The 18,549-nt window shown below is 63.5% G+C and carries 13 protein-coding genes; 11 read left to right on the plus strand and 2 right to left on the minus strand.

Annotation, left to right across the window (positions count from 1 at the left end; translation table 11 throughout):
- Window positions 1–850: ATP-binding cassette domain-containing protein (locus BLX41_RS22050; RefSeq protein WP_259745077.1), on the plus strand; the 850-nt coding region annotated here is incomplete at its 5' end.
- Window positions 851–1,037: 187 nt separating this feature from the next.
- Here the strand turns inward: BLX41_RS22050 and BLX41_RS22055 are convergent.
- Window positions 1,038–2,990 carry a BCCT family transporter gene (locus BLX41_RS22055; RefSeq protein ID WP_225368821.1) on the minus strand — a complete coding sequence of 651 codons (1,953 nt, stop codon included), beginning with the start codon at window positions 2,988–2,990 and terminating at the stop codon, window positions 1,038–1,040.
- 486 nt (window positions 2,991–3,476) lie between these two features.
- Between BLX41_RS22055 and betI the strand changes: the two genes are divergently transcribed.
- From betI to yccS, 9 genes are all read left to right on the plus strand, one after another.
- Window positions 3,477–4,070, plus strand: a complete 594-nt coding sequence (gene betI / locus BLX41_RS22065) for a transcriptional regulator BetI (protein ID WP_123726597.1) — start codon at window positions 3,477–3,479, stop codon at window positions 4,068–4,070.
- A 108-nt stretch (window positions 4,071–4,178) separates the two neighbouring features.
- Window positions 4,179–5,651, plus strand: a complete 1,473-nt coding sequence (gene betB / locus BLX41_RS22070; RefSeq protein ID WP_123726598.1) for a betaine-aldehyde dehydrogenase — start codon at window positions 4,179–4,181, stop codon at window positions 5,649–5,651.
- A gap of 143 nt (window positions 5,652–5,794) precedes the next feature.
- Entirely contained in the window at window positions 5,795–7,498 is a 1,704-nt protein-coding gene (betA, locus tag BLX41_RS22075) for a choline dehydrogenase (protein ID WP_123726599.1), read from the plus strand.
- Window positions 7,499–7,714: 216 nt separating this feature from the next.
- On the plus strand, window positions 7,715–9,157 hold the full coding sequence (locus BLX41_RS22080) for a TldD/PmbA family protein (protein WP_123726600.1): 1,443 nt from the start codon (window positions 7,715–7,717) through the stop codon (window positions 9,155–9,157).
- Window positions 9,157–10,494, plus strand: a complete 1,338-nt coding sequence (locus BLX41_RS22085) for a TldD/PmbA family protein (protein ID WP_123726601.1) — start codon at window positions 9,157–9,159, stop codon at window positions 10,492–10,494. Before BLX41_RS22080 ends, BLX41_RS22085 begins: the two co-directional genes overlap by 1 nt.
- 105 nt (window positions 10,495–10,599) lie before the next feature.
- A complete protein-coding gene (mdtD, locus tag BLX41_RS22090) occupies window positions 10,600–12,030 on the plus strand; it encodes a multidrug transporter subunit MdtD (RefSeq protein ID WP_123726602.1) in 1,431 nt (476 codons plus the stop codon).
- 243 nt (window positions 12,031–12,273) lie between these two features.
- Entirely contained in the window at window positions 12,274–13,611 is a 1,338-nt protein-coding gene (dbpA, locus tag BLX41_RS22100) for an ATP-dependent RNA helicase DbpA (protein ID WP_259745116.1), read from the plus strand.
- Between the two features lie 91 nt (window positions 13,612–13,702).
- Complete coding sequence (locus BLX41_RS22105; RefSeq protein ID WP_123726604.1) at window positions 13,703–14,881, plus strand: BaiN/RdsA family NAD(P)/FAD-dependent oxidoreductase; 1,179 nt, start codon at window positions 13,703–13,705, stop codon at window positions 14,879–14,881.
- A 152-nt stretch (window positions 14,882–15,033) separates the two neighbouring features.
- A complete protein-coding gene (gene yccS / locus BLX41_RS22110; protein WP_123726605.1) occupies window positions 15,034–17,226 on the plus strand; it encodes a YccS family putative transporter in 2,193 nt (730 codons plus the stop codon).
- Window positions 17,227–17,324: 98 nt separating this feature from the next.
- On the opposite strand, the gene BLX41_RS22115 is transcribed toward yccS, so the two are convergent.
- The gene (locus tag BLX41_RS22115) at window positions 17,325–18,062 is read right to left on the minus strand and encodes a substrate-binding periplasmic protein (RefSeq protein ID WP_123726606.1); all 738 of its coding nucleotides are present in this window, start codon (window positions 18,060–18,062) and stop codon (window positions 17,325–17,327) included.
- Between the two features lie 277 nt (window positions 18,063–18,339).
- Here BLX41_RS22115 and BLX41_RS35995 point away from each other — a divergent pair.
- Window positions 18,340–18,549 (plus strand): GNAT family protein (locus tag BLX41_RS35995; RefSeq protein WP_473241685.1); only part of this gene is annotated, 210 nt, incomplete at its 3' end.

Below are 18,549 nucleotides of genomic sequence, written 5' to 3' on the forward strand. Positions count from 1 at the left end.
CATCGCCATGGTGTTCCAGAAGTTCGCCCTGATGCCCTGGCTGACGGTGCGGGAAAACATCAGCTTCGGCCTGGAGATGCAGGGTCGCCCCGAGAAGGAGCGGCGCAAGCTGGTGGACGAGAAACTTGAGCTGGTGGGCCTGACCCAGTGGCGCAACAAGAAGCCCGACGAGCTGTCCGGCGGCATGCAGCAGCGTGTGGGCCTGGCCCGCGCCCTGGCCATGGACGCCGATATCCTGCTGATGGACGAACCCTTCTCGGCCCTCGACCCGCTGATCCGCCAGGGCCTGCAGGACGAGTTGCTGGAACTGCAACGCAAGCTGAGCAAGACCATCGTCTTCGTCAGCCACGACCTGGACGAAGCCCTGAAGCTGGGCAGCCGCATCGCCATCATGAAAGACGGGCGGATCATCCAGTACAGCAAGCCGGAAGAGATCGTGCTCAATCCCGCGGACGACTATGTGCGCACCTTCGTCGCCCACACCAACCCGCTGAACGTGCTCTGCGGTCGCAGCCTGATGCGCAGCCTGGACAACTGCAAACGCGTCAACGGCTCGGTGTGCCTGGACCCGGGCGGCGATTCCTGGCTCGACCTGGCGGAGGGCAACACCATCAAGGGTGCCCGGCGCAACGGCTCGCAGATGGACCTGCAGAACTGGGTTCCGGGGCAAGCGGTGGAAGAGCTGGGCCGGCGCCCGACCCTGGTGGACTCCAACATCGGCATGCGCGACGCTCTGCAGATCCGTTACCAGACCGGCAACAAACTGGTGCTCCACGACAACCAGCAGGTGGTGGGGATTCTCGGCGACAGCGAGCTCTACCACGCCCTGCTCGGCAAGAACCTGGGTTAAGCCGCAGACACAAAAACGCCGCGAGCAATCGCGGCGTTTTGCTTTGACCACCCACCACCTTCTGTAGGAGCTGGCTTGCCAGCGAACAGGCCCTGAAGCCTTGCAGCGCCCTTGAGGACGCCTGCGCCGGCAAGCCGGCTCCTACAGCGGCTGGAACCGCCCCCTCGGGAGCGGCCCGTGACTTCACTCAGCTATAGACACGGCCAAGGAGCTGCCGATGGCTTTCGAACTGATCGAGCACATCACGGGTGATCTGCTCCTGGGTAAAGCCCATCAAGTCGTATTCCTGGCTGCCGTTGTGCAGGTACACCTCGGCGCGGTAGAAACGACTGCGCACTTCACTGTCCGCCCCTTCCGGCTGGGTCGATTCGCTCGGCGTCGCCAGGTAGCCGTCCAGGCTCACTTCATAGACGAAGGGATTGCCTTCATCCATTTCCACGCGCAGGCCCAGCAGGTTCTTCGACTTGCCCAGGTTGGTCTGCACTTCCAGGCTCAGGTTGCGCAGTTGCGCAGCCGCTTCCTGCAGGGCCGGGCTGACGTGCTTGTCCATGTAGCGCTGCACCACCGACTGGGTCGGTTGCAGGTCCAGCTGGCTCAGGCGCTCGCTGAAGCCACGACGACCACGCTCGGCCAGTTGCGCCTGCTCCTGCTCGATCTGTACGTCCTGGCGCATGGCCTTGTGCAAGCCGAACATGAAGCAGATCAGCACCACCGAGAACGGCAGGCCGGCCAGCACCACCATGGTCTGCATCGCTTCGAAGTTACCGGCGAACAGCAGGCCGATGGTCACCAGGGTGATCACCACCGACCAGAAGATCCGCAGCCAGTGCGGGGCGTCTTCGTCGACGTTGCCGCCTTTGCAGGACAGGTTGGCCATCATCACCGCACCGGAGTCTGCGGGGGTCAGGAACAGCACGAAGCCGACGAAGATCGATACACCGATGACAATCTTCGAGGCCGGATAGTGCTCAAGCAGCTGGTAGATCGCCATGGACGGCTGTTCCAGCGCCGTCTTGCCCAGTTCCACCGCTCCCTGGTTGACCACCAGATCCAGAGCCGAGTTGCCGAAGATCGACAGCCAGGCCAGGGTGAAGCCCAAGGGAATCAGCAGCACGCCGGCCACCAGTTCACGCACGGTACGACCACGGGAAATACGCGCAATGAACATGCCCACAAATGGCGCCCAGGAAATCCACCAGGCCCAGTAGAACAGGGTCCACAGGCCCAGCCAGCGATCGGACTTGGCGCTGTCGCCTTCATACACATAGAGGTCGAAGGTCTTGAGCACTACGCCGTTCAGGTAGTCGCCGATGTTCTGCACAAAGCCGTTGAGCAGGTGCAGGGTCGGGCCGAACAGCAGGACGAAGATCAGCAGGCCGCTGAACAGCACGATGTTCAGGTTGGACAGGCGGCGGATGCCGTTTTCCACACCGGACACCGCGGCGATGGTAGCCACCGTGCTCATGACGATGATCACGATCAGCAGGTTGGTGTTGCTGTGCTCCATGCCGAACAGGTTTTCCAGACCGGAAGACACCTGCATCGAACCAATCCCGAGGTTGGTCACCAGGCCCAGCAGGGTCACGAACATGCCGAAGCCGTCCACCGCGTGACCGGCCGCACCCTTGACCCAGCGCTCGCCCACCAGCGGATACAACGCCGAACGCAGCGCCAGCGGCTGGTTGTGGCGATAGGCGAAGTACGCCACCGCCAGGCCCACCAGGGCGTAGATCGCCCAGCCATGCAGGCCCCAGTGCAGGAAGGTCAGTTGCAGCGCCTGGCGTGCGGCCAGGTTACTGCCGGGTACGCCTTCCGGCGGGTTGAAGTAGTGGTCCAGGGGCTCGGAAGCACCGAAGTACAAAAGCGAGATGCCGATACCCGAGGAGAACAGCATCCCGGCCCAGGCACCGTAGCTGAAGTCCGGGGTGTCTTGCTTGGTCCCCAGCTTGAGCTTGCCGTAGGAGGAGAACGCCAGACCCACCACGAACACCAGATAGGCAGCGATCACCACCATGTAGTACCAGCCGAAGCTGCGGGACAACCAGGCCTGGGCAATGCCCAGCAGTCGGCCGGCCTCTTGCGGGGCGATGATCAGAATGGCGGTCAACAACAGGATCAACGCGGTGGAGGTGTAGAACACCCAACCGTTGACCCGCACCTTCTCCGGTGGGGTCTTTATAAGAGAGGCAGAACTCATTGCGCAGATGCTCCGGGCAGTGCGAGAGAAGGACACAAGGCAACACGGCACCCGACCAATCGGTTAGTTGGCAGCCGATCGTCGGGTGTTATAAAGACACCCCGAAAACACCCGAAACCGCAAAAGCCGCGTTGCGCAACCGCATCCGGGACCAGTGATGAACCTGCAGTTCATCGCCTGAATCCCGGAGCGTCCTGCCCCTTCAACACGTTCGTTCTCTTGCCGGTCCACGCCATGCCGCATGTAAGTTTCGGGCATTTTCGAAGGTCGTTTTTCCGCCATCTGCGAGCAGGAGAAACTCCTAAGGCAGCGACGATTTGTCGCAGATCTTATTCTTTGTTGATTGAACGTTCAATCAAAACAAAATAGACTGGCCCACAAGTCGACCGGCGTAATACGCCCGCCGACAGGCCTAAGGAGAGGTATCAGATGCCCAAGGTCGGTATGCAACCCATACGCCGCCAGCAATTGATCGAAGCCACGCTACAGGCCGTCGATCAGGTCGGAATGGGGGACGCCAGCATTGCGCTGATCGCCCGTTTGGCCGGTGTTTCGAACGGCATCATCAGTCACTACTTTCGGGACAAGAACGGCCTGATCGCAGCGACGATGGGTTACATCATGAGCATGCTCAACGAAGGCGTCAGAGCACGCCGCCAGGCCCTGACGGACGACAGCCCGCGCGCTCACCTGAAAGTGATCATCGAGGGCAACTTCGATGCCAGCCAGGTGAACGGCCCGGCAATGAAAACCTGGTTGGCCTTCTGGGCTTCCAGCATGCACCAGCCCGATTTGCACAGGTTGCAGCGGATCAACGACCACCGCTTGTATTCCAACCTGTGTTGCCAGTTCCGCCGTGCCCTGCCGCTCTACCATGCGCGTAAGGCAGCCCGCGGCCTGGCGGCTTTGATCGACGGTTTGTGGCTGCGTGGTGCCTTGTCGGGTGATGAATTCGACACCGACCAGGCGATACGGATCGCTTACGAATACATGGATCTACAACTGGCTAAGCAGGAGCGCTAGAGCACAAAAGAGACGCTCGGCCCCTGACCCGCCACTGATCAACGTGTCCTGAACTTCGGGATACGCCCGGTGGTCAAGCCCACTACTTAATGCACTTGCGAGGACACTATGGCCCGTTTCGAACTGCAAAAACTCTACATCGACGGCGGCTACACCGATGCCGGCAGCGACGCCACTTTCGATGCCATCAACCCGGCCAACGGTGAAGTTCTCGCACAAGTGCAGCGTGCGACCAAGGAAGACGTGGAACGCGCCGTGGTCAGCGCCGAGAAAGGCCAGAAGATCTGGGCCGCCATGACCGCCATGGAGCGTTCGCGCATCCTGCGTCGCGCCGTGGAGATCCTCCGCGAGCGCAACGACGAACTGGCTGCCCTGGAAACCCTGGACACCGGTAAAGCCTTCTCCGAAACCAAGTACGTGGACATCGTCACCGGCGCCGACGTGCTGGAATACTACGCTGGCCTGGTACCGGCCATCGAAGGCGAGCAGATCCCGCTGCGCACCACCTCCTTCGTCTACACCCGTCGCGAGCCCCTGGGCGTGGTCGCCGGCATCGGCGCCTGGAACTACCCGATCCAGATCGCCCTGTGGAAATCCGCTCCAGCCCTGGCCGCCGGTAACGCGATGATCTTCAAGCCGAGCGAAGTCACCTCGCTGACCACCCTGAAACTGGCCGAGATCTACACCGAAGCCGGCCTGCCGAACGGCGTGTTCAACGTTCTGACCGGCAGCGGCCGTGAAGTCGGCACCTGGCTGACCGAGCACCCGCGCATCGAGAAAGTCTCCTTCACCGGCGGCACTGACACCGGCAAGAAGGTCATGGCCAGCGCTTCCAGCTCTTCGCTCAAAGACGTGACCATGGAACTGGGCGGCAAGTCGCCGCTGATCATCTTCGACGACGCCGACCTGGATCGCGCCGCCGACACCGCGATGATGGCCAACTTCTACAGCTCCGGTCAGGTCTGCACCAACGGTACTCGCGTGTTCGTGCCGAGCCACCTGAAAGCCGCTTTCGAAGCCAAGATCGCCGAGCGCGTTGCCCGTATCCGCATCGGCAACCCGGAAGACGAAAACACCAACTTCGGTCCGCTGGTGAGCTTCCCGCACATGGAAAGCGTGCTGGGCTACATCGCCAAGGGCAAAGCAGAAGGTGCCCGCGTACTGTGCGGCGGCGAGCGCCTGACCGACGGCGAATTCGCCAAGGGTGCGTTCGTCGCGCCGACCGTGTTCACCGACTGCACCGACGACATGACCATCGTCCGTGAAGAAATCTTCGGCCCAGTGATGGCGATCCTGACTTACGAGACCGAAGAAGAAGTGATCCGCCGCGCCAACGACACCGACTTCGGTCTGGCTGCCGGCTTGGTCACCAAGGATCTGAACCGCGCTCACCGCGTGATTCATCAGCTCGAAGCCGGTATCTGCTGGATCAACGCCTGGGGCGAATCCGACGCCAAGATGCCGGTTGGCGGCTACAAGCAATCGGGTGTTGGCCGTGAGAACGGCATCAGTTCGCTGAACAACTTCACCCGCATCAAATCGGTACAGGTCGAGCTGGGCGACTACGCCTCGGTGTTCTAAGCAGCCGCTAGCAGCCAGCTACAAGCGGCAAGCCAGGGCAACAGCCTGGCTTGCCGCCTGCTCCTCATTCAATGCCAAGCCCGCTTCGCTGCCTTCTCTTGCAGCTTGAAGCTTGAGGCTTGCAGCTCTCCACGGAGGCTCCAATGGCCCAAGAATTCGATTACATCATCATCGGTGCCGGCTCTGCCGGTAACACCCTGGCGACCCGTCTGACTGAAGACGAAGGCGTCACCGTCCTGCTGCTGGAAGCCGGCGGCCCGGACTATCGTTTCGACTTCCGTACCCAGATGCCGGCGGCACTGGCCTTCCCACTGCAAGGCCGTCGCTACAACTGGGCCTACGAGACCGATCCAGAGCCACACATGAACGGTCGTCGCATGGAGTGCGGTCGCGGCAAGGGCCTGGGCGGTTCGTCGCTGATCAACGGCATGTGCTACATCCGCGGCAACGCCATGGACTACGACGGCTGGGCCAAGCTGCCAGGCCTGGAAGACTGGAGCTACCTGGACTGCCTGCCGTATTTCCGCAAAGCAGAAACCCGTGACATCGGCCCCAACGACTACCACGGCGGCGAAGGCCCGGTCAGCGTGACCACGCCCAAGGCCGGCAACAACCCGCTGTTCCACGCCATGGTCGAAGCTGGCGTGCAAGCCGGTTACCCGCGTACCGAAGACTTGAACGGCTACCAGCAGGAAGGCTTCGGTCCGATGGACCGTACCGTCACCCCTAAAGGTCGTCGCGCCAGCACCGCTCGCGGCTATCTGGACACCGCTAAAAAGCGCTCGACCCTGACCATCGTCACTCACGCCCTGACCGACAAGATCCTCTTTGACGGCAAGCGCGCCGTCGGCGTGAGCTACCTGCAAGGCAGCACTGAGGAGCGCGTGGAAGCCCGTGCGCGCAAGGAAGTCATCGTCAGCTCCGGCGCCATCGCCTCGCCGCAACTGCTGCAACGCTCCGGCGTCGGCCCGCGCGCCCTCCTGGAAGGCCTGGACATCCCGGTGGTCCACGACCTGCCGGGCGTGGGTGAAAACCTGCAGGACCACCTGGAGCTGTACCTGCAGTACGCCTGTACCCAGCCCGTGTCCCTGTACCCATCGCTGCTGTGGTGGAACCAGCCGGCCATCGGTGCAGAGTGGCTGTTCAACGGCACCGGCATCGGCGCCAGCAACCAGTTCGAGGCCGGCGGTTTCATCCGTACGCGTGAAGAGTTCGAATGGCCGAACATCCAGTACCACTTCCTGCCGGTGGCGATTAACTACAACGGCAGCAACGGTGTGAAAGAGCATGGCTTCCAGGCTCACATGGGTTCCATGCGCTCGCCGAGCCGTGGTCGCGTGCAGCTCAAGTCCAAGGACCCGCGCCAGCACCCAAGCATCCTCTTCAACTACATGGCCACCGATCAGGACTGGCAGGAATTCCGCGACGGCATCCGCCTGACCCGTGAAATCATGCAACAGCCGGCCCTGGACGCCTTCCGCGGTCGCGAAATCAGCCCGGGCATCGAGGTGCAGACCGACGAGCAACTGGACAAGTTTGTCCGCGAGCACGCCGAAACCGCCTTCCACCCATCCTGCTCGTGCAAGATGGGCACCGACGACATGGCAGTAGTGGATGGCCAGGGTCGCGTGCACGGCATGCAAGGCCTGCGCGTGGTGGATGCCTCGATCATGCCGATCATCACCACCGGTAACCTCAACGCGCCGACCATCATGATGGCCGAGAAAATCGCCGACAAGATCCGTGGCCGTCAGCCGCTGCCTCGCAGCAAGGCCGACTACTACGTAGCGGGCGACGCCCCGGTGCGTGGCAAGCCGATGCGCGATATCACTCCAACCGCGCAGTAAGCAGCACGGGCGCCGACCGCAACGGTCGGCGCCCTTTCTCCCCTCTTCCGTATCCCCCAGAACTACCTCCTTGATCGCAGCCTTGGGCAGCGGCTACAGTTCTGCAACTTGCACATCCCCTTTCGTCCCCGAGCCCATCGGCACCTATAACCTGTAGGAGCCGGCTTGCTGGCGAAACGCGCCGGCCCGCTATCGCGCCTCACAAGGAGGTCCTCCATGTTCGACTTTCACCCCCAGCTCAAGCAGCGCTTCGCTGCCTTGCGCACGGGCGCCGAATTCTTTTCCCTGCGCTACGTGCGCGAGTCGGGCCAATACCTGTCAGTGCGCAAGAACGTTGCCGAACCACCGAGCCTGGGCCGTGACGAAGGGGCGATGCTGACCGTGCGGGTGCGCGGCGTGGAAGCCTACGCCGCCACCAACGACCTGTCGCAAGGTGGCCTGCAAGCCGCCCTCGACCGTGCCGAACAACAGGCTCGGGTGATTGCCGCCCACGCCCTGCTGGACCTGCGCGAGCAACCGGTGTCCAGCCACCGTGCGGACTACCTTTCGCCCAATCTGGACCAGCCCTTCCCGTCCCTCAGCGACTGCTATCAGCTGCTGGGCGATGAATCGGCCTCGGTGCCCAAGGACGAGCGCCTGGTGAACTGGCAGGTGGGCATCGGCGTGACCCAGGTCGAGCAGATCTACCTCAACAGCGCCGGCGCCGAGCTGCGCCAGGCTCAGCGTTTCGTCTACCCGGGCCTGGATGTCACCGCCTACGACGGCAGCGACAGCCAGACCCGCAGCCTGGGCCGGGAGAACTTCGGCCAGCAGGGCGCCGGTGATGTAATCAGCCGTTGCGGCCTGCTGGGAGCGGCGCCACGGGTGGCCGACCAGGCGTTGCAACTGCTGCTGGCGCCGAACACCCCGCAAGGCCAGCGGGACCTGCTGCTGATGCCGGACCAGATGATGCTGCAGATCCACGAGTCCATCGGCCACCCCCTGGAACTGGACCGTATCCTCGGCGACGAGCGCAACTACGCCGGCACCAGCTTCGTCAAACAGGAAGACTTCGGCCGCCTGCAATACGGCTCGTCCCTGCTCAACGTGACCTTCGACCCGGAGATTCCCGAGGAGCTGGCCAGCTACGGCCATGACGACGATGGCACCGCCGCCAGCAAGCAGTTCCTGATCCGCGAGGGGCTGTTGGTACGCCCCCTGGGCAGCGCCCTGTCGCAATACCGCAGTGGCCTCGACGGCGTTGCCAACAGCCGCGCCAGCAGCTGGAACCGCGCGCCCATAGACCGCATGGCCAACCTCAACGTCGAGCCCGGCGACCAGCCCCTGGAACGCCTGATCGGCCAGATCGAACACGGCATCCTGATGTCCACCAACCGCTCCTGGTCCATCGACGACGCCCGCAACAAGTTCCAGTTCGGCTGCGAATGGGGCCAACTGATCGAAAACGGCGAGCTCAAAGGCGTGGTCAAGAACCCCAACTACCGGGGTATTTCCGCACAGTTCTGGCGCAACCTCAGCGCCGTCGGCGACCGCAGCACCTTCCAGGTCCTGGGCACACCCAACTGCGGCAAGGGCGAGCCCAACCAGGTGATCCGCGTCGGCCACGCTTCGCCGGCCTGCGTGTTCAGCAAGATTGACGTATTTGGAGGAGATGCCTGATGACCAGGACGATGAATCAGGCCGAGCAGTTCAAGGCATGGGTGCAGTGGCTGCAGGACGCGATCAGGGAATCGGAACAGTTCACCCTGAGCTACGCTGCGGAGTCTTCGGAGTTCATCCGCTTCAACCACGCCAAGGTGCGTCAGGCCGGGCAGGTGCAGCAGGCCAGCCTGCATTTCAAGCTGATCGACGACGGACGCCACGCCGACCTGAGCATCACCTTGAGCAACGACCCCGAGGTGGACCGTCAGCGCCTGGTCGAAGCCCTGCAACAGCTGCGGGAAACCCTGCCGCTGCTGCCGGCGGACCCGTACCTGATGCTCAATCACGCCCAATGGCAATCCCATCACGTGCAGGACCATCCGCTGCCCAGCAGCGAGCAGGTGGTGGCACAAATCGGCCGCGCCGGGGCCGGCCTGGATCTGGTGGGCATCTATGCCGCCGGCCCCATCAGCCGAGGTTTTGCCAGTTCCGGCGGCGCGTTCGGCTGGCATCAGGCCAACAGCTTCAACTTCGACTTCAGCCTGTTCCACGCAAACGGCGAGGCAGTGAAGGCCAGCTACGCGGGACACGCCTGGGACGACGCAGCCTTCGCCCAGCGCTTCGACCAGGCCCGTCAGCAACTGGAGTTCCTCGGTCGACCACTGCGCACCCTGGCGCCGGGGCAATACCGCGCCTACCTGGCACCGGCCGCCCTGGAGGAGATCATGGGCATGCTGGCCTGGGGCGGGTTCTCGGCCCAGTCCATTGCCAGCAAGCACAGCCCGCTGCAGAAGCTCTACGCGGGCAATGCCGCCCTGAGCCCCCTGGTGTCCCTGGACGAACAGGTCAGCGGCTCCCTGAGCCCGGCGTTTTCCGATGAGGGCTACCCGCGCAGCGACCTGTCGCTGATCGCCGCGGGCAGTGCCAATGCCCAGTTGATCAACTCCCGCAGCGCCGCCGAGTACGGCCTGACCAGCAACGGCGCCGGCAGTGACGAATACCCCAGCGCACTGAACATGGCGGCGGGCCAACTGTCCCAGCAGGACATCCTCAAGCAGCTGGGCACCGGCCTGTACATCAGCAACCTGTGGTACTTGAACTACTCGGACCTGCCGGCGGCGCGCCTGACCGGCATGACCCGCTTCGCCACCTTCTGGGTGGAGAACGGCGAGATCCAGGCCCCGGTGAGCACCATGCGTTTCGATGACAGCGTCTACAGCCTGCTGGGTTCGCAACTGGAGGCCCTGACCGAACAGCGCGAACTGCTGCTTTCAGCCAGTACCTACGGCCAGCGCCAGACTGCCTCGATGCACTTGCCAGGAGCACTGGTCAGCCGCCTGACCCTGACCCTGTAGGAACTGAGGAGCTGGCTTGCCAGCGAACGACGCAACGCCCCGGCCCGAACGCAGCGCGCCCTTCGCCGGCCAGCCGGCTCCTACCTGAACTCACATCGAGGTCCCATGCCCGAACGCCCGCCTCTCGACGCTACCACCGCCCACTGGGTGCCCTGGGTAGTGGCCATCGCCTTCTTCATGCAGTCCCTGGACGGCACCATCCTCAACACCGCGCTGCCGGCCATGGCCCAGGACCTGGCCGAAGACCCGCTGCGCATGCAGGGGGTGATCATCGCCTACATGCTCACCGTAGCCCTGCTGATCCCGGCGTCAGGCTGGATCGCCGACCGCTTCGGCACCAAGAAGATCTTCTTCGGCGCCATCTTGCTGTTCAGCATCGGTTCCCTGCTGTGCGCGATGTCCAACACCCTGTCCCAACTGATCGGCGCCCGGGTGATCCAGGGCCTTGGGGGCGCGCTGATGCTGCCGGTGGGACGGCTGGTGGTGTTGCGGGCGTACCCGCGCTCCGAGCTGGTGCGCATCATGGGCTTCATCACCATTCCCGGGCTGCTGGGCCCGCTGATCGGCCCGACCATGGGCGGCTGGATGGTGCAGTACCTGACCTGGCACTGGATCTTCCTGATCAACCTGCCGGTGGGCGCCATTGGCTGCTATGCCGTGTGGCGCTTCATTCCCGATCTGCGGGGCAGCGAGCGCACCCGTTTCGATGGCCTGGGCTTTGTGCTGTTCGGCGCGGCGATGGTGCTGATCACCATCGCCATGGAAGGCCTGGGTGAACTGCACCTGCCGCACCTGCGGGTGATGTTGCTGCTGTTTGGCGGCCTGGCCTGCCTGGCGGCCTACTGGCTGCGGGCCGGGCATATCGACACCCCGCTGTTCGCCCCTTCGCTGTTCAAGGTGCGGACCTTTGCCGTGGGCATCCTCGGCAACCTGTTCGCCCGCCTGGGCAGCGGCGCCCTGCCCTTTCTGGTGCCCCTGCTGTTGCAAGTGGCCCTGGGTTATTCCCCCTCCCAGGCCGGGATGAGCATGCTGCCTCTGGCAGCGGCGGCGATGCTGGCCAAGTCCATTGCCCGGCCGTTGATCGAGCGACTGGGCTACCGCATCGTGCTCACCGGCAACACCCTGGCCCTGGGGCTGATGCTGGCCAGCATGGGGCTGGTCAGCGAGCACACGCCTTATCCGTTGCTGCTGGGCATGCTGGCGGTGCTGGGGGCGATCAACTCGCTGCAGTTCACCGCGATGAACACCGTGACCCTGATCGACCTCGACGATGCCGCCGCCAGCAGCGGCAACAGCCTGCTGTCGGTGGTAGCGCAATTGTCCCTGAGCCTGGGGGTGGCATGTGCCGGGGCGCTGCTGGGCGGTTTTACTGCTGAAGTGGGCAATGACGGAGTCGACACCGTACTCGGCGCGTTCCAGCTGACCTTCCTCACGGTAGGGATCATGGCGATGCTGGCGGCGGCGATCTTCCTCCAGCTGTCGCCCACCGATGGCCGCCGAGCGCGCAAGGTCCAAGAGCAGCACATCGAGCATTGACCCGCACACCTCCCCCCGTAGGAGCCGGCTCGCCGGCGAAGAGGTCCCTGAGCCCTGCGCCAGCCTCGCGGCCGCTTTCGCTGGCAAGCCAGCTCCTACACAAAACCGCTCCTGCGCGGTTGCTCGTCCAGAATTTGCAGGTTGTGGGAGCGAGACTGATACACTGCGCGACATTTTGTTTTGCAGGCCAGTCCCGTGACCACCATCGCCACCGCTTTTAATACTTTGCCCCTGTCCGCCGCCATGCTGGCTAACCTCGACTCCCTCGGTTATGCCCAGATGACGCCGATCCAGGCGCAGAGCTTGCCGGTGATCCTCAAGGGCATGGACCTGATCGCCCAGGCCAAGACCGGCAGCGGCAAGACCGCGGCCTTCGGCATCGGCCTGCTGAACCCGATCAACCCGCGCTACTTCGGCTGCCAGGCCCTGGTGATCTGCCCGACCCGCGAGCTGGCCGATCAGGTGGCCAAGGAAATCCGGCGCCTGGCCCGTGCCGAAGACAACATCAAGGTCCTGACCCTGTGCGGCGGCGTCTCCTTCGGCCCGCAGATCGCTTCCCTGGAACACGGCGCCCACATCATCGTCGGCACCCCGGGGCGTATCCAGCAACACCTGCGCAAGGGTTCGCTGGTGCTTGATGGCTTGAACACGCTGATCCTCGACGAAGCCGACCGCATGCTCGACATGGGTTTCTACGACGCTATCGAAGACATCATCGAGCAGACCCCGTCGCGCCGGCAGACCCTGCTGTTCTCCGCCACGTACCCGGTGGGCATCAAGCAACTGGCGTCGAAATTCATGCGTGATCCGCAGACGGTGAAAGCCGAAGCGTTCCACGACGACACGCAGATCGAACAGCGTTTCTACGAGATTTCCCCGGAAGAACGCATGAGCGCAGTGACCAAAGTCCTGCACCACTTCCGCCCGGCTTCCTGCGTCGCTTTCTGCTTCACCAAGCAGCAAGTGCAGGAAACCGTCGATCACCTGACCTCCAAAGGCATTTCCGCCGTCGGCCTGCACGGCGATCTGGAACAGCGTGACCGCGATCAGGTGCTGGCGATGTTCGCCAACCGCAGTACTTCGGTACTGGTCGCCACCGACGTGGCCGCCCGTGGCCTGGACATCGATGCGCTGGACATGGTGATCAACGTCGAGCTGGCCCGCGATTCGGAAATCCACATTCACCGCGTTGGCCGTACCGGTCGCGCTGGCGAAAAAGGTATCGCGGTCAGCCTCGTCGCACCGTCCGAAGCCCATCGCGCGCAAGCCATCGAACAGCTGCAGAAAGCCCCGCTGAACTGGGATCAGGTCGACAACCTCAAGTCCCAGGGCGGCGCCCCGCTGCAGCCACCGATGAGCACGCTGTGCATCGCTGGCGGGCGCAAGGACAAAGTGCGTCCGGGCGATATTCTCGGTGCACTGACTGGCGACGCCGGCATCCCGGGCGCCCAGGTCGGCAAGATTGCGATCTTCGACTTCCAGTCGTATGTGGCGGTTGAACGCACCGTGGTCATGCAGGCGCTGCAGCGTTTGAACAGCGGCAAGATCAAGGGCCGTTCGCTGCGCGTGCGTGTTTTGTAACTGATCTTCCATCCAAAGGAGATCCCCTGTGGGAGCGAGCCAGCTCGCTCCCACAGTTTGTTTTGTAGCGACCTACCAAGAGGACAACGTTTTGCGTTCTACCGAAGTCGTGATCATCGGCGCTGGCGCGGCCGGCCTGATGTGCGCGCTGACCGCGGCCGGCCGAGGCCGCCAGGTGCTGCTGCTGGACCACGCCAACAAGGCCGGCAAGAAGATCCTGATGTCCGGCGGTGGCCGCTGCAATTTCACCAACATGTACACCGAACCGGCCAACTTCCTCTCGCAGAACCCGCATTTCTGCAAGTCGGCCCTGGCTCGCTACACCCAGTGGGACTTCATCGGCCTGGTGGCCAAGCACAGTGTGCCCTACCACGAGAAGAAACTCGGCCAGCTGTTCTGCGATAACAAGTCCAGCGACATCCTCGGCATGCTGCTCGATGAGTGCGATCAGGTGGGCGTGGACCTGCGCCTGGACACCTCGATCCAGCAGATCGAGAAGCTGGAGTCGGGCTATCTGCTGCAGACCACCCTGGGCCAGGTGCAGTGCCAGTCCCTGGTGATCGCCACCGGAGGCCTGTCGATCCCGACCCTGGGCGCCACCGGTTTCGGTTATCAGGTGGCCAGGCAGTTCGGCCATGAACTGTTGCCGACCCGCGCCGGCCTGGTGCCCTTCACCATCACCGACCAGCTCAAGGAACTGTGCGGCGAACTGTCGGGCACCTCGGTGGACTGCCTGGTGAGCTGCAACGACCAGAGTTTCCGCGAGAACATCCTGTTCACTCACCGCGGCCTCAGCGGCCCGGCGATCCTGCAGATTTCCTCCTACTGGCAGCCCGGCGACAGCATCGAGATCAACCTGCTGCCAGACCACGACGCCCTGGGCTGGCTGCAACAGCAGCAGGCCGAGCGCCCCAACAGCGAGCTCAAGACCCTCTTGGGGGAGATCTTCACCAAGAAGATGGCGGGCCTGCTGGCCGACCACTGGTTCGTCTCCAAACCGATGAAGCAGTACACCCCGACTGAGCTGGCGGACGTCGCGCAAAAACTCGGCAGCTGGCAGTTGGTACCGGCGGGCACCGAGGGCTACCGCACCGCGGAAGTGACCCTGGGCGGCGTCGACACCCGTGAGGTCTCGTCCAAGACCATGGAGTCCTTGAAAAGCCCGGGGCTGTATTTCATCGGTGAAGTGCTGGACGTCACCGGCCACCTGGGCGGTTTCAACTTCCAGTGGGCCTGGGCCTCGGGTTACGCGGCGGCGCAGTACGTCTGAACCTGATGCGTACATAGGAGCGAGGGACGCGCCCTCGCTTCTCCAGTTTCTGGGTGGGAACAGAATTTGCTATCGGATGTGACGGCGGCATTGCGCCGTCGTCAATACTGGCTCAATTTAGCTGCATCGCCCCGGAAGGCCTGTCCCACTCCATGTCATCGACCTCTTTTCGTCAGTCCCTGCGCCGTCTCTGGGCGCTGGATAAATTCAGCTACAGCGTGCGGGTGTTCATCGCCCTGACCGGCAGCATGGCGCTGTGCTGGTACCAGGATGAAATGGGCCTGCTGATTCCGCTGTTCCTCGGCATCATCGCCAGCGCCCTGGCGGAAACCGACGACAGCTGGCAAGGCCGGCTCAACGCCCTGGCCGTGACCCTGGTGTGCTTCAGCATCGCCGCACTGTCGGTGGAGCTGTTGTTCCCCTACCCCTGGATCTTTGCCATTGCCCTGGCCCTGGCCAGCTTCGGCCTGACCATGCTCGGGGCCCTGGGGGAGCGCTACGGCGCCATCGCCTCGGCGACCCTGATTCTCTCGGTCTACACCATGATCGGCGTCGACCAGCGCGGTGGCGCGGTGATCGACTTCTGGCACGAGCCGCTGCTGCTGGTGGCCGGCGCTGCCTGGTATGGCCTGCTCTCGGTGCTGTGGCAGGCGCTGTTTTCCAACCAGCCGGTGCAGCAGAGCCTGGCCCGGCTGTTTCGCGAGCTGGGTTTCTACCTCAAGCTCAAGTCATCCCTGTTCGAGCCGATCCGCCAGCTGGATGTGGAAGCCCGGCGCCTGGAACTGGCCCAGCAAAATGGCAAGGTCGTGGCCGCCCTCAACGCCGCCAAGGAGATCATCCTGCATCGGGTGGGCAATGGCCGGCCGGGGTCGAAAGTCAGCCGCTACCTGAAGCTGTATTTCCTTGCCCAGGACATCCACGAGCGTGCCAGTTCGTCCCACTACCCCTATAACGCTCTGACCGACGCCTTCTTCCACAGCGACGTGCTGTTCCGCTGCCAGCGCCTGTTGCGCCAGCAGGGCAAGGCCTGTCGCGCCCTGGCGGAATCCATCCAGCTGCGCCAGCCGTTCGTCTATGACGCCAGCTTTGCCCAAGCCCTGGGTGACCTGCACGCCTCCCTGGAACACCTGCGCATCCAGAGCAACCCGGCCTGGCGCGGCCTGCTGCGCTCGCTGCGTGCCCTGGCGGCCAACCTCGGCACCCTCGACCGACTGCTCAGCGACGCCAGCAACCCCGACGCCCTGGCCGATGCCACCGACAGCAGCCTGCTGGACCGCTCGCCGCGCAACCTCAAGGATGTCTGGACTCGCCTGCGCACCCAGCTGACGCCGACCTCGCTGCTGTTCCGCCACGCACTGCGCCTGCCCCTGGCGCTGAGTATCGGCTACGGCATGGTGCATCTGATCCACCCTTCCCAGGGCTACTGGATCATCCTCACCACGCTGTTCGTCTGTCAGCCCAACTACGGCGCCACCCGGCGCAAGCTGGGCCAGCGGATCATCGGCACCGCCATCGGCCTGACCATCGCCTGGGCGCTGTTCGACCTGTTCCCCAGCCCCTTGGTGCAGTCGCTGTTCGCCATCGCCGCCGGGGTGGTGTTCTTCACCAACCGCACCACCCGCTACACCCTGGCCACGGCCGCCATCACCCTGATGGTGCTGTTCTGCTTCAACCAGGTGGGCGACGGCTACGGGCTGTTCCTGCCACGGCTGTTCGATACCCTGCTGGGCAGTCTGATCGCCGGGCTGGCGGTGTTCCTGTTCCTGCCGGACTGGCAGGGTCGGCGCCTGAACAAGGTGCTGGCCAACACCCTGACCTGCAACAGCATCTACCTGCGCCAGATCATGCAGCAGTACGCCGCCGGCAAGAGCGACGACCTGGCCTACCGCCTGGCCCGGCGCAACGCGCACAATGCCGACGCCGCGCTGTCCACCACCCTGGCCAACATGCTCATGGAACCCGGGCATTTCCGTAAGGAAGCGGACGTGGGCTTCCGCTTCCTGGTGCTGTCCCACACCTTGCTCAGCTACCTCTCGGGCCTGGGCGCGCACCGCGAAACCCGGCTGCCGGACGAGATTCGCGAGCACTTGATCGAAGGCGCCGGGGTCAGCCTGGCGGCGAGCATCGACGAGATTGCCCAGGGCCTGGCCAACAAGACCCCGATCGCCATCCAGAGCGATGCCGAGGAAGCACTGGCCAATGAACTGGAGCAGATGCCGGATGAAATCGACGAAGGCCAGCGCCTGGTGCAGACCCAGCTGGCGCTGATCTGCCGCCAGCTGGGCCCGTTACGAACCCTGGCGGCGCACCTGATCAAAGACACCAGCGACGACGCAAAACCGTAGGAGCCGGCTTGCCGGCGAAAGGGGCCACAAGATTTATGCAAGGTCCTGGGCCGCTTTCGCTGGCAAGCCAGCGCCTACAGACAGCCCCCCCTGTTCGACTACATGCCGTGCTGGCGCAACAGGCGGTCGTAGCTGCCGTCGGCCTTCATGGCGGCAATCTCCCGATCGAACTTGGCAACGATCTGCGCATGCTCGGGGTTCTTCAGGCTCACCAGGATGTGCAGGCTGTTCTCGCTCAGGGGCTTGGGCAGAAATTCAACCGCATTGCGTACCCGCGGCGACTCGCGGGCCAGGTAGTAGCGAGCGACGTACTCGTCTTCCAGGGTCAGCTTGACCCGATCCGCAGCCAGCATCCGCACCGCCATCGCAAAGTTGTGCACCGGCACCTTCTGCAGATCCGGGTCATTGTCGAATTCAGGGGAGTAGGCGTAGCCACGCACCACCGCTACCGGGTAATCGTGCAGTTGCTTGAGGTTGCTGTATTCCAGCGGGGCGTCCTTGCGCTTGATGAAGCGCACCCGGTTGAGCATGTACTCCGAAGAAAACTGCCCCAATCGGGTGCGCTCATCGTTGTACCAGGCATTGACCAGCACATCGTAGCGTCCCTCGCCAATCCCCAGCAGGGCCCGGGCCCAGGGCACCTGTTCGAACTCGCTGGCATAACCGGCACGGGACAGGGCAGTGCTGACGATATCGGTGGCCACCCCGCCATTGACCAGGGTTGCGTCGGTAAAGGGGGGCCAGGCGTCCGCGACCAGGCGCAGCTTCTCTGCAGAAGCGCTCTGGCCCAGCAACAGCAATCCGATCAAAGCCAAAGCTCGATGCAATCGCAGCATGCTAAAAGATCCTTAGCGGGCACAGGGCCCAGCGCTTTCCAGCCCACACTCGAGGGCCCCCAGCGGCATTCGACAGGGCAGCCCAGCTCCTAACATTAGCTCATCAAAACCGCTGTACAGGAGCTGAAAACAGATTACACAAAGAAGACAAATGCCAGTAACAACAATGGTGGCATTTTGACCTATCTCACAGAAACAGGCTCTTGGTAATGCTCGACAAGACATCCCGCGGCGATGTGCTTAGTATTTCGCGCAGCACTTTCTACAGGATATGAAAATGGCCATCGAATGGGTCTGCAAGCATCACACCGATCTGGGCAAGGAACAGTTGTACGCCATCTTGCAACTGCGCACCGAAGTCTTTGTCGTGGAACAGAAATGCCCCTACCAGGAAGTGGACGGCCGCGACCTTGAAGGCGATACCTGCCACTTGATGGCCTGGGACGACGACCGCCTGCTGGCCTACCTGCGCCTGCTGGATCCGATC

This window comes from Pseudomonas protegens (assembly GCF_003732485.1).
Classification (GTDB): domain Bacteria; phylum Pseudomonadota; class Gammaproteobacteria; order Pseudomonadales; family Pseudomonadaceae; genus Aquipseudomonas; species Aquipseudomonas protegens_B.